Source organism: Listeria welshimeri serovar 6b str. SLCC5334 (assembly GCF_000060285.1).
GTDB classification, from domain to species: domain Bacteria; phylum Bacillota; class Bacilli; order Lactobacillales; family Listeriaceae; genus Listeria; species Listeria welshimeri.
Genome location: NC_008555.1, coordinates 124124 through 142885 on the forward strand (window position 1 = coordinate 124124; position 18762 = coordinate 142885).

At 35.4% G+C, this 18762-nt stretch carries 17 protein-coding genes and 1 pseudogene; 16 read left to right on the forward strand and 2 right to left on the reverse strand.

Going from position 1 to position 18762, the window contains the following annotated elements:
* Positions 1-14 precede the first annotated feature (14 nt).
* The 5 genes and pseudogenes from LWE_RS00610 (at position 15) to LWE_RS00635 (ending at position 2356) form a co-directional block, all read left to right on the forward strand.
* Positions 15-452 carry a hypothetical protein gene (locus tag LWE_RS00610; protein ID WP_011700992.1) on the forward strand — a complete coding sequence of 146 codons (438 nt, stop codon included), beginning with the start codon at positions 15-17 and terminating at the stop codon, positions 450-452.
* The gene (locus LWE_RS00615; protein WP_011700993.1) at positions 452-802 is read left to right on the forward strand and encodes a hypothetical protein; all 351 of its coding nucleotides are present in this window, start codon (positions 452-454) and stop codon (positions 800-802) included. The genes LWE_RS00610 and LWE_RS00615 overlap by 1 nt, the downstream gene beginning before the upstream one ends.
* 114 nt (positions 803-916) lie before the next feature.
* Positions 917-1183 (forward strand): annotated as a pseudogene (locus LWE_RS14880) (T7SS effector LXG polymorphic toxin); the annotation flags it as partial.
* A gap of 373 nt (positions 1184-1556) precedes the next feature.
* Positions 1557-1964 carry a contact-dependent growth inhibition system immunity protein gene (locus LWE_RS00630; protein WP_011700995.1) on the forward strand — a complete coding sequence of 136 codons (408 nt, stop codon included), beginning with the start codon at positions 1557-1559 and terminating at the stop codon, positions 1962-1964.
* A gap of 26 nt (positions 1965-1990) precedes the next feature.
* A complete protein-coding gene (locus LWE_RS00635) occupies positions 1991-2356 on the forward strand; it encodes a hypothetical protein (RefSeq protein WP_011700996.1) in 366 nt (121 codons plus the stop codon).
* Between the two features lie 142 nt (positions 2357-2498).
* Here the strand turns inward: LWE_RS00635 and LWE_RS00640 are convergent, their stop codons facing one another.
* Complete coding sequence (locus LWE_RS00640) at positions 2499-4154, reverse strand: peptide ABC transporter substrate-binding protein (protein ID WP_011700997.1); 1656 nt, start codon at positions 4152-4154, stop codon at positions 2499-2501.
* Between the two features lie 221 nt (positions 4155-4375).
* Between LWE_RS00640 and LWE_RS00645 the strand changes: the two genes are divergently transcribed.
* From LWE_RS00645 to LWE_RS00655, 3 genes are read left to right on the forward strand one after another with little or no spacing between them, the layout of a single operon-like run.
* Positions 4376-5341 (forward strand): metal ABC transporter substrate-binding protein, encoded by a 966-nt coding sequence (locus LWE_RS00645; RefSeq protein ID WP_011700998.1) that lies wholly within the window; start codon positions 4376-4378, stop codon positions 5339-5341.
* A 12-nt stretch (positions 5342-5353) separates the two neighbouring features.
* A complete protein-coding gene (locus LWE_RS00650; protein ID WP_011700999.1) occupies positions 5354-6058 on the forward strand; it encodes a metal ABC transporter ATP-binding protein in 705 nt (234 codons plus the stop codon).
* Positions 6007-6813 (forward strand): metal ABC transporter permease, encoded by an 807-nt coding sequence (locus LWE_RS00655; RefSeq protein WP_011701000.1) that lies wholly within the window; start codon positions 6007-6009, stop codon positions 6811-6813. The genes LWE_RS00650 and LWE_RS00655 overlap by 52 nt, the downstream gene beginning before the upstream one ends.
* A 4-nt stretch (positions 6814-6817) precedes the next feature.
* On the opposite strand, the gene LWE_RS00660 is transcribed toward LWE_RS00655, so the two are convergent.
* Entirely contained in the window at positions 6818-7498 is a 681-nt protein-coding gene (locus tag LWE_RS00660; RefSeq protein ID WP_011701001.1) for a Crp/Fnr family transcriptional regulator, read from the reverse strand.
* Positions 7499-7725: 227 nt separating this feature from the next.
* Between LWE_RS00660 and LWE_RS00665 the strand changes: the two genes are divergently transcribed.
* The 8 genes from LWE_RS00665 (at position 7726) to LWE_RS00700 (ending at position 18719) form a co-directional block, all read left to right on the forward strand.
* On the forward strand, positions 7726-10065 hold the full coding sequence (locus tag LWE_RS00665; protein WP_011701002.1) for an ATP-dependent DNA helicase: 2340 nt from the start codon (positions 7726-7728) through the stop codon (positions 10063-10065).
* A 44-nt stretch (positions 10066-10109) separates the two neighbouring features.
* Entirely contained in the window at positions 10110-10922 is an 813-nt protein-coding gene (gene yidA, locus LWE_RS00670; protein WP_011701003.1) for a sugar-phosphatase, read from the forward strand.
* 238 nt (positions 10923-11160) lie between these two features.
* Entirely contained in the window at positions 11161-12237 is a 1077-nt protein-coding gene (locus LWE_RS00675) for a dipeptide epimerase (protein WP_011701004.1), read from the forward strand.
* A gap of 16 nt (positions 12238-12253) precedes the next feature.
* A complete protein-coding gene (locus tag LWE_RS00680) occupies positions 12254-13132 on the forward strand; it encodes a C40 family peptidase (protein ID WP_011701005.1) in 879 nt (292 codons plus the stop codon).
* A gap of 8 nt (positions 13133-13140) precedes the next feature.
* Positions 13141-13929, forward strand: coding sequence for a serine hydrolase (locus tag LWE_RS00685; protein WP_011701006.1), 789 nt, complete (start codon positions 13141-13143; stop codon positions 13927-13929).
* A 15-nt stretch (positions 13930-13944) separates the two neighbouring features.
* Complete coding sequence (locus LWE_RS00690) at positions 13945-15594, forward strand: peptide ABC transporter substrate-binding protein (RefSeq protein WP_011701007.1); 1650 nt, start codon at positions 13945-13947, stop codon at positions 15592-15594.
* A 14-nt stretch (positions 15595-15608) separates the two neighbouring features.
* Positions 15609-16427, forward strand: coding sequence for a M55 family metallopeptidase (locus LWE_RS00695; protein WP_011701008.1), 819 nt, complete (start codon positions 15609-15611; stop codon positions 16425-16427).
* Positions 16428-16691: 264 nt separating this feature from the next.
* Positions 16692-18719: a SpaA isopeptide-forming pilin-related protein gene (locus LWE_RS00700; protein WP_011701009.1), complete on the forward strand. Its 2028-nt coding sequence runs from the start codon at positions 16692-16694 to the stop codon at positions 18717-18719.
* Positions 18720-18762 lie beyond the last annotated feature (43 nt).

Sequence of the window (18762 nt, forward strand, 5' to 3'; positions counted from 1 at the left end):
TAAGGAGTATAATTTTGAAAATAAAAAAAATATTACCACAAACAATAAAAAGTGAAATTTCTTTTATAGATGAAATTAAAAATTTTGATATTGTAACTGAAAAAATGAATGACGATTTCTACACCTACAGATTAGGAAGTAACGTTATGATGTGGTTGAATGATGAAGGGGTAATCGGGGAGATAGAGTGCATTTTCCCTGCGCAAACAGATAATTTAATCACCTTATGGGAAGAAAAAAATACTGTAGTACAAAATGGATTTCCGATGATTGATACTGATACTGTTGAGAACAAACCTTTTATTCCAAAAGTAAGAGTTTTTAACCATGGTGATTATTTTATACTATATTTCAGTAATATGTATAAATACGATAAAGAAATTATTTCTGAAAAACTTACTTTTTATATTAATGATACAGAATTAATTGCAATTAAAGCGGAATTAACTTGATGTTGAAAAATTATTATACAGGTTTCGAAGGATATCCAGAAATTGACTTTTATACTTATATAAATGGTGAAAAAACAGGTATAGAAATGTGGGAAGGCTACTTTGATAGTATTATGAATGAACTTAGTCCAGTTGATGGTAGATGGGTTTCTTTAGCATATTATTATCATTTATATGAAGGTTGGCATGATGAAAGCCCATGGGTGATTCCAGATAATAAAAAAGCCTTGGAACAATTTGAAACAATCGATATAAAAATATTGGACAATGTGACACAAGAGGTTATGATGAAACTAATTAAGCTATTAAAAGATAACTTAGATAACGAGATTTTTATAGAGTGTTCTTAATAAAACAGAGGGAACCTTTATATATTCTAAAGGTTCCCTCTGTTTTATTCAATACTTTTTGACATTTAAAGTTAACTCATTCCATTCATTCTGCATATCGTGGCCGCGGGTGCTATGAAAAATGGTATAGTAGACGTAGAAGCAACGAACGCGTACAATGCCGCTGTGCTTAACGGAGAATTACCGCATGAAAGCAATGAAGCACAGGAAGAAGCCGAGTTGTTGCAGGCGGTAATTCAATCGGTGAAAGAAGGCATAGACCCGGTTACTGGACAAGAGATAAGTAAAGCGCAAGGGTTTGGTATTATAAGTGGTCTTGTTTTCCGTTATACTGTTGGAGGTTATAAAGGGAAGAAGATTAAGATTCCTAAGAATATATTAGATAAAATAAAGGCAGCTAAGAAAATAAAGTATATTGAATCATTGTTAACACCAGCTCAAAAGAAGAGTATTAAAAGAATTGATAACAATATACAAAATCATTTAACAGATGGAGATTTTAGTGTAACTAAGAGAGATTTGGAAGGTAATCCTGTACCAAAAAAGGACAACCTGGAAAAAATTGGAATCATTTAGATGAAATGCTTAACACCTACCAATCGCTTAATAATTCTACGAAGAGTATTGAAAATTCTTTAACAAATCCTAATTTAGATAAGAAAGTAAGAGTTTATTTGGAAAGTAAATTAAAAGAAGTTAATTTGCAAATAAATAAAATAGAACACCTATTTGATGATTATGGAGGTATACAAAATTGGATCAAAAAATAAAGGATATCTATCATATAGATGACTCTTTTTCTATTGATAACGAAAAATACAATAAGTGGCTAAAATCATTGTTTAATAAAACTAAAGACGAAATTACGGAAAAGGATGTATATACGATGCTTCTGCAACAAGAACTAGAGGATTTAGCCATTGAAAAAGCAATTGAGTTTATTAAAATAGACCCATTAACTGGAGAAATGTGGGATGGACAACTTTTAGAACAGTTAGCAGGAATATCAGCCGATAAATTGGTAGCTTACAAAGAGGATTTGCAAAAATTAATACCTTATATAGACATTCAAATTAAGGAACCTTTATGGGATTTTGAATTTGAAAGAGAAGACTTTATATCCAGATATATGAAGTTTAAAGATAAAGTGGCTGATTTATAAGATGTGTATTGAAGAGGTTTACTAGCATGCTTACAAATAACAAAATGGAAAATATCAAGAATGTAATTAAATTAGTAGAAGAATATTTCTCTTCCTCTGTTTCTAGTTTTCAAGTAGAAACAGAGGAAGACGCACAAGAATTTTTTATTGATTGTCTAATTTATAGAAGTTATTGGATTCAACTTAGTTTGACTGATGTTGAAAAAGGCGGAGTTTTTAATATTGATGTGTCAATTGGTAAAAATACTGCTCTTTACTCTCTTATTGAGAATGGGGAAGATTTATCTATATATTTTGATAAAGATTCAGTATACAAAAATCTTACCATCCTAGATAACTATCTAAAATGGAGAATGACTGATGAGCAAAAGAGAACATTTAATATTTTATAAAATAAATTTAGTTAATTTAATTACGAAAGCTGAAGAGGGCAAACCTCTGGTTATTCATCACAGTTTTTGAAGGATTTAATAACTTTATACAACAAAAAAGCCAGTAATTTTAAAAATTGCTGGCTTTTTTCAAACTGGCGAATTACTTCTCCACCTGAATAAACTTGTAACTATAAGGCGAACCAAAAGCGTGTTTTTGTACACCTGAGATATCTGTACGTTGCAGGACTGCTGTTTGATGTTGGTATAGTGGTAAAATCGCCGCGTCATCATCAAGCAAGACTTTCTCAGAAGATACAAATGCATTCCACCGTTCTTCTGGCTTAGTAGCAAGTGTTGTATCAGTTGATTTTACGAGTTTATCATAAGCAGGACTATTATAGCTCATATGATTATTAAAGTAATCAGATAAGAATAGACTGCTATATGTCCATGGATCCTTGAAGTCAGGCATCCAAGCGGCTAGTGATAAATCGTAATTACCATCAGAAGTTAGCTGAGTCGCACTCTTAGAAGGCATATTTTTCACTTTAATCGTAACACCTGGCAAATTATCTTCAAATTGCGCTTTCAAATAAGCGAAAATGGTTTTCGTTGTTTCTTGGTCATCGCCAAGCAGTTCGATAGTGACTTTGTTAGTGCCAAGTTCTTTTTGTGCTTGTTTCCAATATTTTAAAGCTTCTTCTTTGTTATAGACTAAATGGTCGCCGCTATCTGTGCGGAAATCAGCGCCCGTTGTTGGGTTTTGGACGAAATCTTTTGGTAGAAGGCCGTTCGCTGGGAATGAACCATCACCAAGAATACGATCCGTTAATTGTTTTTTATCAACGGCTAAATTAAGCGCATGGCGTAAAGAGTTATTCGCCAGTGGAGTCGTTTTACCGTCACGTTTTTGGTTCATACGCAGATAACTTATAAGCGCATCTTTTTCGGTTTGGAAGTCTTTTTTATCTTTGTATTGTTTAGCGAAATCACCTGAAAGTGGCACGCGGTCAGCCTCATTTGTATTATAAAGGTTCACGCCAGCATTAATATCTTTCGCAACTTGGACATCAATTTCGTTTACTTTGACATTATCTTTATCCCAATATTGGTCGTTTTTCGCATAAGTCCATTTGTTCGTAATATTTCCGCCCCAATCCTTCATAACAAAAGGTCCATTGTACAAAGTATGCGCACTATCCGTACCATATTTGTCACCTTGTTTTTTCACATAACTTTCTTTTTGTGGGAAAAAAGTTTCAAAAGAAAGCAGTGAAATGAAGTATGGAACTGGTTTTTTAAGTGTGATTTCGAGGGTTGTTGGGTCCGTTGCAACAACACCGAGGTCGGTTACAGGTAATTTTCCTTCATTGATTTCGGTTGCGTTTTTGATGGAATCTTTGAATAGAGCAGAGTATCCTGGTGCGGTTTTTGGATCAACGGCACGGCGCCACGCATAGACGAAATCATCTGCAGTTACTTGAGAACCATCAGACCATTTCGCATTTTTCTTTAATTTAATCTTATATTTCGTTTGGTCAGCGCTGATTTCTGGCATTCCATCAGCAACCCCAGGAACAAAGTTATCTTTTTGATCAAGTGTGTATAATCCCTCGAAGACTTGGTTTTGTGCGGTGAAGCTAGCAAAGTCTTCCTCAGCTGTCGTATTTAAAGTCAGTAATTCACTGGTTTCAAGAAATTTAATTTTGTCCGGGGAAGTTTTAGCAGTAGACTTTTCATTGTCATTTCCGCAAGCTGTAAGTAAAAGTACTGTCAAAATGGCAAAAATAGGCAATGTTTTCTTTAAAAAATGCATGATTTTCTCCCCTTCTATCCGTGTATTTATCGTTATTATAAGTATTCCGATAAGATAAGTCAAATTAATAGATTTGGAAAAAACAGCTTGACGTTCCAAAAATCCCATGATAAGATATTTTGTGCAAATAAGAATGATTACGTTTTGCGATGCGTAATCGAAATGTACATACTATAGTTTTAAGTTTTAAATCGTAATCATTACGAAAAAGGAGAGATAATATGAAGAAATGGTCGTTTATAGTTGTAGCAGTGTTAACATTCGCTTTAGTTTTGGCGGGATGTGGTGCTAGTAGCGATAAAGTAAGTGGGGATAAGGACAAGCTTAAAATAGTGACCACTTTTTATCCTATGTATGATTTTACCAAGAATGTGGCGGGAGACAAGGCTTCTATTGAAATGTTGATTGATGCTGGAACAGAGCCGCATGATTACGAACCAAGTGCAAAAGATATTGCCAAAATCGAAGCAGCAGATGTATTTGTTTATAACAGTGAAGACATGGAAACATGGGTGCCAAGCGTGCTTAAAAGCTTAGACTCAAAAAAATTGACCGTGATTGATGCTAGTAAAGGAATTCAGCTTGTAGAAGGAACCGAAGAAGAAGAACATCATGACCACGAAGAAGAAGGGCACGATCATGATCATGAAGAAGCGCACCATCACGAACATGATCCACACGTATGGCTAAGTCCAGTTCTTGCCCAACAAGAAGTAACCAATATCCAGAATGGTTTAACTAAAGCGGATAAAACAAATGCAGATACATATGAAAAGAATGCAGCAAATTACAATGACAAACTAAAAGCCCTTGATGGCAAATTTAAAACAGCTTTTGAAGGAGCGAAACAACGCGATTTTGTAACCCAACATGCCGCATTTCAGTATTTAGCAAAAGAATATAATCTTCACCAAGTAGCAATAGCCGGACTTTCACCTGACCAAGAACCAAGCCCTGCACGTTTAGCAGAATTACAAAAATACGTGAAAGACAACAACATCAGTACTATTTATTTTGAAGAAGTAGCTTCCCCTAAAGTAGCGGAAACGCTTGCTAATGAAACTGGCGCAAAATTAGAAGTGTTAAGTCCAATTGAAGGAATTACTGACAAAGAACAGAAAAAAGGTATGGATTACATTGCTTATATGGGACAAAATCTAAAAGCCTTACAAAAAACAATTAAATAAGGAAGCGATTAAATGAAATACATTGATATAGCCAATGTTGGTTTTAAATATGAATCCGAGCCAGTACTTGAAAACATTTCTTTTCAGGTGAGTGCAGGAGAATTCATTATATTAACAGGAGAAAACGGAGCAGCTAAATCAACACTGCTCCGTATTATTCTGGGCATTTTACAACCAGGTAAAGGTTCAGTTACTTTTACTAAAAAGAATGCAGATGGCGGGCGACTTTTGATAGGTTATGTACCACAGCAAATAGCTTCGTTTAACGCCGGTTTTCCAAGTACAGTTATAGAATTAGTGAGGTCTGGTCGTTTTCCAAATGGTAAGTGGTTCAAACGGCTCACTAAAAAAGATCATGCCCACGTCGAAAAAGCATTGAAATCTGTAGAAATGTGGGATTACCGTCATAAACGCATTGGCGAGCTATCTGGCGGTCAAAAACAGCGGATTTGTCTAGCTCGAATGTTCGCCACGGATCCTGATATTTTAATCTTGGATGAACCACAAACCGCAATGGATAAACAAAGTAAAATCCGTTTTTATGATTTATTAAAGCATGAAGCGCAGGTCCATAATAAAGCGATTTTAATGGTAACGCATGATAGTGAAGAAATGGAAGCTTATGTTGATAAACACATTCGCCTTGTTAGAAAGGAGGATGTATCATGGAAATGTTTCTCTATGGATTTATGCAAAGAGCCTTCCAAGCCTCAATGATTATTGCTATTATTGCACCTCTTTTAGGGGTTTTCTTAATTATACGAAGACAGTCACTGATGGCGGATACGCTTTCGCATGTATCGCTTGCGGGTGTTGCTTTAGGACTGGTTTTAAATGTGAATCCCAGTGTGACAACTTTAATTATAGTAGTGATTGCGGCGCTTGGGATTGAGTATTTACGCGGAGTTTATGCAACTTATTCGGAGTTATCGATTGCGATACTTATGGCTGGCGGGCTTGCTGTAGCGCTAGTTTTGATGAGTTTAGATCAAGGTGGAATTACAACGAGTGTGCAGCAATATTTATTTGGTTCTATTGTGACAATAAGCAAGGCGCAAGTTCAGTTGTTAGTGATTTTAGGTATTGCTATCATAGTACTGTTTCTTGTGTTTAAGCGGTTCATGTTTGTACTTACATTTAGTGAAGATGTTGCGGTTGCAGAAGGAGTTCCCGTACGTTTGATTTCCCTTTTATTTAGTGTAGTTACTGGTATCGCTATTGCTGTGATAATGCCAATAGCAGGGGCGCTTCTGGTGTCAGCACTTATTATACTACCGGCGGCAATTGGGATGCGTGTTTCGAAAGGATTTTTGATGTGTGTTATTAGTGCGATTTTAATTGGGTTAGTTGGAATGTTTTCCGGATTAGTATCTTCCTATCAGCTCGGAACTCCTCCTGGCGCAACGATTACTTTAATGTTTATTATACTTTTCATTATTTCAACTTTCATTTTAAAAATAGTACGAAAATGATTTTTTAAATAGATACTTGGCCATTTCGAATTTTAGCATTCAATTCTTTGTTGTAGATAATCCAAGTTTTATCTTGTTTTTCAATTTGGTTAGTGATTTTTAAGTGATGCAAATCTTTGTAAAAACAACTTTTTGAAAGATTGCTATAGGAGAGTAAATGACTTGTTTTAATTTCTTGTGGAAGAATTACTTTGTCGTCATTAATAGGTGTACCATGTAGAAGCCCCATATGAAAAAATGTAAGCATAAGCTTGTCAGAAGCCGGACTATTTGCCATTAAACTTTTAAAGTAGATATGGGTAGTCTGGTTTTTCATAATGAAAAATTGAAAACCAAAGTTCTCAGGAAACATAGAGAGGAAATATTCAATGTCTAACTTAGAATATTTATATAAGGTGCATTTAGATAAAGTTTTGAAACTGAAACGATTGACGCTTTGATCAAGTAAAGTGAAGTAGTTTAAAAATGTTCCTTTACCTTGAATAGAGTAGATTTTTGTATTTGCATTAATGTCATTTGAAAATAAGGAAATATAACCCTCTGCTACAAGAAAAATAAAATCATCTACTTCGGCTTGTTTTGATAGTAAATAAGTATTTTTTTTAACTTCTATTTTTTCGTAGGATATTTTTCCTTCATGGGTAAGTCGAATGAATTCTTGATAACTATATAATGTTTTAGGCATGATGATTACTCCAATCCTTCCTATCTAGTAATAATAATTGTATCAGAAAACACAAACACCAAAGTATTTAAAAGAGTAGTTTTTTAAGTATAAATGTTTCCAAAATGTGAAAGTTTAAAATCATATATTTTTGTATAAATGGGTGATTTTCGCAGGATAAGTTTTCATACTACAACGAACATCAGTTCTGTGCTATAATTCAAATGGATTATAGAGGAGGATTGTTGATGAGAAATATGCGGATTTCGGTTCGACGTTTAGTGGAATTTGTCCTTAGAAGTGGAAGTATAGATAATCGCATGGCTAGTTCAAATCGTGCTTTAGAAGGAACGAAAATCCATCAACTACTCCAAAAATCAGCTGGAGATGAATATCAAGCCGAAGTAAGTTTAAAATTAGAGCGAGTAGTAGATAATATAGCTTTTTTACTGGAAGGTCGAGCAGATGGAATTATCAAGGGAGAAATTATAGATGAAATTAAAACGACTGAAACACCAATGGAAGAAATTACGGAAGATTTCCGACCGCTCCACTGGGCGCAACTTATTTGTTATGGATTTATTCTAGCTGAAACTGCCAAACTTGATAAGGTCACTCTTCAATTGACCTATTACCAAGTGGTGGATGAAGAGATAAAACAATTTCAACGTGTGATGACTCGCTCCGAAATGGCGCTTTTTGTGGATGATTTACTTTCCAAATATGCCGTTTGGGCGAAAATGTCGGCGGCTTGGGAAATGAAGCGAAATAAAACCATTCAAGAACTATCTTTTCCATATAAAAGTTACAGACGTGGACAAAGAGAACTGGCAATTGCGGTTTACCGGACGGCTATGTCGGGGGAAAGTTTGTTTTGCGAGGCGCCAACTGGGATTGGTAAAACCATGTCGACCTTATTTCCAGCAATGAAAGCAATGGGCACTGGAAAGATTGACAAGATTTTTTATTTTACAGCCAAAACAATTACGAGGCAGGTTGCGGAAGATGCACTTATAGAGATGCGACGAAAAGGGTTAGCTGCAAGAAGTGTAACAATCACAGCTAAAGATAAAATTTGTTTTTTAGATGAGCGGAAATGTGAGCCAGACCATTGTCAGTTTGCGCGTGGTTATTATGATCGTTTGAATGAAGCATTGTTTGATATGTTGCAATCTGAGGAAGCAATAACTCGTCCAGTTGTAGAAACATATGCCCGAAAACATACGCTTTGTCCTTTTGAATTATCGCTCGATGTGGCACTTTTTTGTGATGCGATTATTTGTGATTATAATTATTTATTTGATCCAGTAATCTATCTGAAACGTTTTTTTGCGGAAGGTCCGGGGAAATACACATTTTTAGTAGATGAAGTGCATAATTTAGTGGATCGTGCGCGCTCTATGTTTTCTGCTACCTTGCGGAAATCACTGATAATGCAGGTGAAACGTGGACTGGACAAAAAATTAAATAAACGTTTATTAAATGCAATAAATGCGATGAACAGAGAAATGATTTCACTCAACAAAAAACTAACAGAATTAGGAAAAACCGTTTATGTGAATAAAGAAAAGTTGGTTGATTGGAATGAGGCGATATTAAAGTTCACATTTGTGGCAAAAGAATGGCTACCTCAAAATAATCAGTCAGAATCACAAGCTGATGTGCTAGAACTTTATTTTGAAAGCTTACGATATGTAGCAATTGCAGAATGTTATGATGAACGCTATGTTACACAAGTGACACGAAGCCATGGAGATTTAGAAATAAAACAGTTATGTCTCGATCCAGCATTCCTTCTATCAGAAAAATTGAAACTAGGAGACAGCTCGGTTCTTTTTTCGGCTACCCTTAGACCGATAGATTATTATACGAATGTACTTGGCGGTGAGAAAGATACAAGCCGTATGATTTTTTCTTCCCCTTTTAAGCAAAATAATATGCATTTACTTGTGGCAGATTTTATAAGCACGAAATACCAAATGCGAGAAAATAGCTTAGAATCAGTTGTAGATGCACTATTTGCATTGATTTCTGGAAAAAAAGGTAATTATTTATTTTTCTTCCCATCATTTTTGTATTTACAGAATGTATATGAATTATTTAGAGAAAAGTATCCAGAAGTTCAGGTGCAAAAACAAGAAACATCAATGGATGAAGAGCGGCGAGAGCATTTTTTAGAGATGTTCCAAGCAGATAATGAAGAAACATTGGTCGGCTTTTGTGTTTTAGGAGGCGTTTTTTCTGAAGGCGTTGATCTAAGAGGTGATCGCCTAGTTGGAGCGGCTATTGTAGGGGTAGGACTCGCACAGCTTAACTATGAATCAGATTTAATTAAAGATTATTATAACAAATCTATTGGTCGTGGATTTGATTATGCTTACCAAATACCGGGAATGAATAAAGTACTCCAAGCTGTCGGGCGTGTTATTCGAGGGGAAGCAGATCGCGGAGTTGTATTATTAATAGAAGAACGTTTTTCCGCTGAACGATATAGAGCTTTGTTTCCGGCTCACTGGAATCATGCAAAAACAGTGAAAAATATCCATGAAATCTCCCATGAAGTAAGTGAATTTTGGCAGAATAGCTGATTTTCTAGTAGAATGAAAGTAATTAGTCATTTTGGGAGGAAATTATGTATAAAATTATTGCGATAGATATTGATGGAACGTTATTAAACGACGCGCATAAAATTACACCAGCAGTGCGTGATTCTATTAAAGCAGCTAAAGAAAAAGGGGTAAAGGTAGTATTATGCACAGGACGTCCCCTTGCCGGAATTAAAAAAAGCTTAATTGAATTAGATTTATTAGAGGCAGGGGATTACGCGATTACATTTAATGGGGCGGTTGTATTAGAAACTGCTTCCGAAAAAACATTAGCAGATATTACTTTAAATAAAGCAGAATTAGAAGAAATTTATGCGTTTTGTCATGCGGAGAACGTGAACGTAACTTATTTTGATGGGAAAAACATGTATGTGCCAAGTCGGAAAATCACAGAAATTACTTGTCAAGATTCATTATTATTACAAACACCGCTTTATCATTTACCAGTAGAGGAAGCTCCTGATTCTATCCATGTTTCTAAAATAATGTTGTTAGATTCGCCTGAAAAAATCACAGATGTTATTAAGAAACTACCTGATACAATCAAAGAAAAGTTTTATGTGGTTCGAAGTGTACCGTATAATTTAGAGTTTTTGCAAAAAGGTGTAAACAAGGGATCTGCACTTGCAAGTTTAGCGAGTAAGCTTGGTGTGAAACAGAGCGAAGTAATGAGTATTGGCGACCAAGAAAATGATACGACAATGATAGAATATGCAGGTATGGGTGTTGCGATGGGTAATGCGACAGAACATATTAAAGAAATTGCCAACTACACGACAACTACCAATAATGAAGATGGCGTAGCTAATGCAATTCAAATGCTAGTTCTAAATCGTTAAATAGAAAAACATTCAATGTAAGCTTTCTTTGGATGGAAAAAGATTGACAGCGCTTTATTTAATGAGCGAAAATAGAAAGACATTAAAGTTACACCCTATGAAAGCTTTTTTTATAAAGCGCCAAAAAATTAAACAACTGATGGGAGATATAATCCCTAGCCAATCTTGCCAAATGTGTACTGTTTTGCTATTGTTGTAAGAATAGTTTGACATTTTTACGTTAAAGGAGTGAAATTGCTTGAAAATCACAAAAATTAAAACCCATAGCTTGCCAATTCAACTAAAAGCGACTTTTAAAACAGCACTTAGAGTAGTTAATCATGTGAATGTTGTGCGAGTGTATATTCATTTTGATAACGGGATTGTTGGTATTGGAGAAGCTGCCCCAACTCATGTAATTACAGGGGATACAGAAGTGAGTATTACAAGTGCGATAAATGATATTTTTAGCCCTTTTTTAATTGGGCGTGAGCTAGATGAAGAACTTACCATTTTAGATGAGATGAAATCGCTTTTAGTTCATAATTCAAGTCCAAAAGCCGCCATTGATATTGCTTTACACGATGCTCTGGCAAAAGCCCACTCAAAACCATTGTATGAATTTCTTGGTGGGGGAACTACAAAACTAGAAACAGATTATACTATTAGCATCGGGACACCAGAAGAAATGGTTCGAGACGCAGAAATCAAGGTATCAGAAGGCTTTCAGTCGCTTAAAGTTAAACTTGGTCTTGATCCTGTAGAAATAGAAGTAGCAAAAATCAGACAAATGAACGAAGCATTAGGAGGTAAAATTCCTTTTAGAATCGATGCAAATCAAGGGTGGACCGCAGATGAAGCGATTCAAATTCTAAATGAATGGCATGACATTCCGATTGATTTTATTGAGCAACCGGTTAAAAGTTGGGATTTCTCTGGAATGACAAAAGTGACTGCAAATACCAATATCCCTATCATGGCAGATGAGAGTTTATTTGGAATTCACGATGCTAAGCGACTTTTAGATGAAAAATGCTGTAACTTACTTAATATTAAATTGATGAAAAGCTCTGGAATTAGAGAAGCGCGTGCGATACATGAGTTAGCAAGTAGCCATAATGTTGACTGTATGATTGGGACGATGATTGAAGGATATGCAAGTTTATCAGCAGCAGCTCATTTCGCAGCGGCATCTAAGCAAGTGAAGTTTTATGATTTAGATGTACCGTTTATGTGGAATCTACATGGCAAAAATTTAACCGACATCGGCCTTGAAATTGGTCGTGGGCAAGTACTTTTAACAGAAGAAGATGGGATTGGAATTCCTGCTTATTAAAGAAAGAAGGGTTAAAATGAAAAAACTAGTTAGTCAAAGTAATGCGTTTCTTTGGAGAAAAAACGAGATGAATCCTGTATTAGCCAATATTTTAGAGGCCAGAAAAAATGATGATTTGGTTCAAGTTAGCCAACAAGACGCTATGAAATTATATGATGATAGCCTTGTTGACTCCGATTTACTATATAACGATTCAGTGATAGTTGATAAAGTAGAAGGCGACTGGGCAAAAGTAGTTGTTCCCTCCCAGCATAGCTTTCTGGATGAACGTGGTTATCCAGGGTGGATGTTGTTAAAAGACCTCGCAGACACAGATGAAATAGAAGATACCAATGAGAAAATTGCTGTAATTATACCAAAAACTCAAATCACATATGAAAACGGTGATAAAAGAACTGTGTCATTTGGAACACTTTTTACAAAAATTTCTGAAGCGGATGGACTTTATGAGATTGTAACACCCCATGGTCCAGCCACGATTTTAAAAAGCCAAGTAGAATTACAGCATAAAACTCGCGATAATATTGGTGTGGATGTTGTACAAATGGCGATGCAATTCCTTGATTTACCATACGTTTGGGCAGGAATTAGTAGTGCTGGTTTTGATTGTTCCGGATTTGCTTTCACACTTTACCGAACTTGTGGAAAATATATTGGGCGTGATGCCACTGAACAATCTTTCGCAGGTGAAAAAATTGATTATAAGAATGCAGAGCCAGGTGATTTGCTATTTTTCGCATATGAAGAAGGTAAAGGAGAAGTTCATCATGTTGGCATTTACATCGGAAATGACGAAATGATTCATTCACAGACTCCAGGTTCCAAAGTGATTTTAACTAAAATTGCTGGCAGTAAATACGAACCAGAACTTTGTGTTACTTCAAGGCATCGCTAAAGGGGTGGGTGAAACTGACCAATTATCAAAAAATTAACCAAGATTTCAACACGATTGATACAAAAGCGCTGTATATTACAGATGAAAACAAAGTCCTTTTTGCTGAAAATGAAAACCAACTTTTCACAGCGGCAAGCGTTATCAAACTACCAATATATTTATACTTTTTCGAAAAAATTGCCAAGAACGAGCTAGACTTACAAACCAAAATGCAGATTCCAACCGAAAAAATAGTAGCAGGTGCGGGAATTATAAAAATTCTACCTCAAAAAAGCACGTGGACGCTAGAAGAGTTGCTTCATTTAATGATTGCTATTTCTGATAATACAGCTACTAATCAACTAATCGAGCTAGCAACCATGCAGAAACTGCAATCTTGGATAAGTGAAAATCATTGGAATGACGGAATACAGCTCGAACGAAAAATGATGGACTTCACGACGACTAAGCAAAACAAAATTAGTGCTAAAGCAGCTGTAAATATTTTGCGAAAAATCATAGAACTAGGCGAACTATATCCAGATTTAAAAGAAACTATCAGACGTCCCTTATATAACCAACAATTTCGCTCGAACATAGCCGGGACTTTAGAAGAAGCCGGAATTCCTGGGCTTCAAATGTTAAATAAAACAGGTGAACTAAAAGATATTCAGCATGATGTCGCCTTTTTTGAATATAAGGGAAATACTAGATTCGCTGCTACACTTACATATAATACTGGGCTAGAAGCAAATGCGACGGCTTGGATGCAGATAATAGGGAAAGAATTATTTTCTGAAATGATAAATACCAAATAATAAGGGGGAAACAAAATGAAAAAAAGAGTAGCGTTAATATGTATCATGATACTATCGATATCAACCTTTTTAATGGCATGTGGAGGAAATAAAGACGAAGCAAGCAAATCACAAGGCAAAAAGACATTAAAAATTATGGAAAACGCCGAAGTTTCTTCTATGGATTCTACTTTATCTCAAGATGTTCCGAGTTTTACCGAACAAGGCCAAGTGTTTGAAGGCTTATACACTTTGAATGACAAAGATCAAGCAGTTCCAGCTATTGCAAAAGACATGCCAACCTTGAGCGAGGATCAAAAAACATATACGATTAAATTGCGAGATGATGCTAAATGGTCAAACGGCACAAAAGTTACTGCAAATGACTTCATTTTTGCTTGGAAAAAATTAGCAAATCCCGATACTGCCGCGCAATATTCATTTTTACTTGATGGTACAGTTAAGAATGGAACGGATGTAATTAACGGCAAGAAAAGTGTAGACGAATTAGGAATAAAAGCGCTTGACGATTATACGATTGAAATTCAGTTAGAACAACCAGTTCCATATTTTACATCCCTGCTAGCTTTCAACTCATTCTATCCTCAAAATGAAGATTACGTGAAAGAGCAAGGAGAAAAATATGCGCAAAGCAGTGAAAATATGATTTACAACGGTCCTTTTGTCATGAAAGGTTGGACCAACACTGAAAAAGCTTGGACTTTAGAAAAAAATCCTGAGTACTGGGATAAAAAGAATGTGAAATCCGATAAAATCGAAGTAAGCGTAGTAAAAGCACCTAACACAGCGGTAAATCTATATGATACTGGAAAACTTGATGTAGCAACACTTTCCGGTGATTATGCTTCCCAAAAAAGCAACGATAAAGATTACCATTCTGAACTAGATGCTTATGTAACGCATCTAAAACTAAACCAAGAACTCGACGGTAAGAAAACGCCACTTGCTAATGAAAACTTACGAAAAGCTCTTTCTCTAGCGGTAGACAAAGAATCGCTTACAAAGAAAATTTTAGCAGATGGATCTAAAGCGATTTATGGCTATGTCCCAGAAAAATTTGTCACCAATCCTGAAACGGGCGAAGATTTCCGTAAAGAAAGTGGCGACTACATGAAACAAGACAAAACGGAGGCAAAAAGCTACTTTGACAAAGCAAAACAAGAACTTGGTGGAGGTGAAGTTACAGTAGAACTACTAAACTCTGATTTAGAATCAAGTAAAAAAGTTGGCGAATATCTACAAAGTCAACTAGAATCGGCTTTGCCAGGGCTAAAAGTAAACTTAAAAACGGTTCCTAAAAAGAACTTATTGCAATTAACACGAGAACAAAAATATGAAATCGTTCTGTCAAACTGGGGGCCGGATTTCCAAGATCCACTAACGTTCTTAGGTAATTACACAACTGGCAACACATACAACGCTAGTGGTTATTCAAGCGCCGACTACGATAAAATGATTAATGCAACATCAACAACATTAACAACTCAACCAGAAAAACGCTGGGAGACTTTCATTGATGCAGAAAAACTTCTTATCGAAACAGATGCTGCTATGATTCCGCTATATCAAACGGCAGTATGTAATTTGAAAAAAGATACAGTAAAAGGAATTGTTCATCATAACTTTGGGACAAGCTTTTCCTATAAAGGTGCTTACGTAGAGTAGAAGGAGAGAGTGAAATGAAACTTTGGATTTCAGTAGATATGGAAGGGATAAATGGTCTTCCAGATGATACTTTTGTTGATTCTAGTATGCGAAATTATACTAGAGGACAAAAAATCATGACAGAAGAAACAAATTGGGTAGTGGAAGAAGCGCTTAAAGCAGGTTACGATGATATTTTAGTTAATGATAGTCATTCAAAAATGAATAATATTTTGCTAGAAGAATTACATGAAGAAGCAAGACTTATCACAGGTGATGTAAAGCCATTTTCGATGGTGCAAGGTTTAGATGAGAGTGCGGAAGCGGCGGTTTTTATAGGTTATCATTCACGTGCTGGAAAGCCTGGAGTGATGAGCCATTCAATGACTTCGGGAGTGCGAAATTTTTATATTAATGATATTGCGATAGGAGAATTTGGCTTGAATGCCTACGTTGCTGGTGCTTTCGGTGTTCCTGTAATTCTTGTTGCGGGTGATGATTTTATCGCTAGTGAAGCAAAAGAGCTAATACCTGGAATCGAGACAGCTATAGTGAAAGAAGCAGTTTCACGTTCCTCCGCGATTGCGTTTTCTAAAGCAAAAGCTGAAAAAATTATTCGCGAAAAAGTAAAGATTGCTCTGAAAGATAAGAAAGCTGCACCTCTTATACCACCAGAAAATCCTGTTCTGAAAATTGAGTTCTGTAATTATGGTCAAGCAGAATGGGCAGCATTAGTTCCAAAAACAAAAATCATTGATGAAACTACTGTCATGTTTGAAGCAGAAGACATCTTTGAAGCGTATCAAGCAATGGTTGCAATGACTGAACTTGCTATGAAATGCGCTTTTTCATAAAATAAAATCACAGCCAAATATTCTTTGTCTCTACAAAGAACATTTTGGCTGTTTTTTGTTCTCAAAAATATGGCTATTATAAAATGGATTGCTCAAATCCAAGGAAACTAGGTCGGGAAATAGGACTAAATGTCACAAAATGTTCACAAAAGCAAGATTTTCTTCTGAAAAGTAATACAAATTTTATTAAATTATTGTATACTCACAATAAATTAGGAAGAAACTATTATTGTTGAAACTAACTTGAAAAGGATGATTTTTATTATGAAAGAACGTACCAAAATGAAAAACAGTCTGAAAAAAGTTGGATTAGCTTTTCTCAGTGTCATTTTACTTGTAAACGTTATATTTCAGACAAACTTTGTTAAAGCAGCAACTGATTATGGATCTGATTTTTTGCAATCAGTTGAGCTATTAGATGGAGATGGTAATCCGAAAACAGAATTTGGCTATTATGACAGTATTCAGATTCACTATACTTGGGCAATTCCCAATTCAACTAGTGTTAAGGAAGGCGATACAATGCAATTTGTATTACCACAAGAACTGAAAATAGTAACAGATTTGAATTTTGATTTAAAAGATCATAATGGTAATACAGTAGGGAATGTAGTGGCAACGAAATCTACTGGGAAAGTTGTGATTACATTTACCGATTTTGTAGAAAAAAATTCCGATATTAGTGGATATCTTGATTTTTGGAGTAACTGGGATAAATCGCTTGTAGATGGAAATGAAAAAGTACCTCTTGATTTTCCTGTAAATGGTAAGGTTGATACAATTACGGTAGATGTTGGTAGTGAAAATCAAATTAGTCCAGATGAAACGCTCTATAAATATGGTTGGGCTAATGCAAAAGATCCCTCCGTTATACAGTGGGTTGTTCGACTTAACTATGCAAAAGTAGACATCCAAAATGCCGTTTATGAGGATTTCGTTGGGCCAAATCAAGTGATTGATTTTAATTCTATCAAAGCATTTCATGGAGAATTTGATCCAAATGATAATTTTACGCCAGGAGTAGCTGTTCCATCATCAGACATTATCCAAACTGCTAATGGTTTTAAAATAAATTTAGGCCATTTAACAGATTCTGTAAAGGTTTCTTATTATACAAATTCGACAGATAATGGAGCATCGCCAAGTTATACAAATAAAGGTGAATTAACTGGGGATAATTACCAGTCACAACAAATTGAAGTAAACACACCAACTTCTGGAGGTAGCGGTGGTGGAGAAGGTACTAACGGATCAGTAGAACTAACCAAAACAGACAATTCTGATCAAAAAAATCCTTTGGAAGGAGCCGAATTTAAATTAGTAAATTCAGCTGGAACAACAATACAAGAAGGAATAAAAACTGGTACGTACGGAAAACTCACTATTTCTAGTTTGAAATATGATACATACAAACTAATTGAAACAAAAGCGCCAGCAGGTTATATATTAGATACAAAGCCAGTCGAATTTACCATTGACAATGAACATCAATCTCTATTTGTATCCAAAGAAAATGCCCCGATGAAAGGCTCTGTATCACTTGTGAAATCGGATAAAGAAACAGGCGCAACACTTGAGGGCGCAGAGTTTGAACTGCAAGATGAAACAGGAAATACACTTCAAACGGGGCTAAAAACAAATGCAGATGGAGTTTTAACAGTAGACAATTTAGCATTCGGTGATTATAAATTTGTAGAAACAAAAGCACCCGCAAATTATATTCTTGATGCTACACCTATTCTCTTTACAATTGATGAAACGCACCAAAAGGTGACCGTTTCAAAAGAAAATACATCAATAAAAGGCTCTGTAGCACTTGTGAAAATTGACAGTGAAACAAAAGAAAAACTTGCAGGAGCCGAATTTGAATTACAAGATGAGAATGGTGAGACTTTAAGAACTAACTTAAAAACGAATGAAGATGGCATGCTGTATGTGGATGATTTATTGCCTGGGAACTATCAATTCGTTGAAACAAAATCACCAGCAGGCTATATTTTAGATACAACACCTGTAAAATTCGAAATCGAGATTGATAATAAGCAAATAGGTCTGCTTGTAACTAAAGAGAACACTAAGAAACCAGAAACACCAGAAACACCAAACATTCCTGATGAGCAGACTATTCCAAAAGCGCCAAATAATCCGAAAAAACCAGATACAATTGTCAGTTCAAGTAATCATTCACAAACATTACCAAAAACAGGAGATTCACCGCTTATCAATGGATTAGGTTTATTATTAGTAGCGATTTCTACAGGAGGCTTGCTCATTTTTAGAAGAAAACAATAAAAAAATGGAACAGCAGACGATTTATCGTTTACTGTTCCATTTT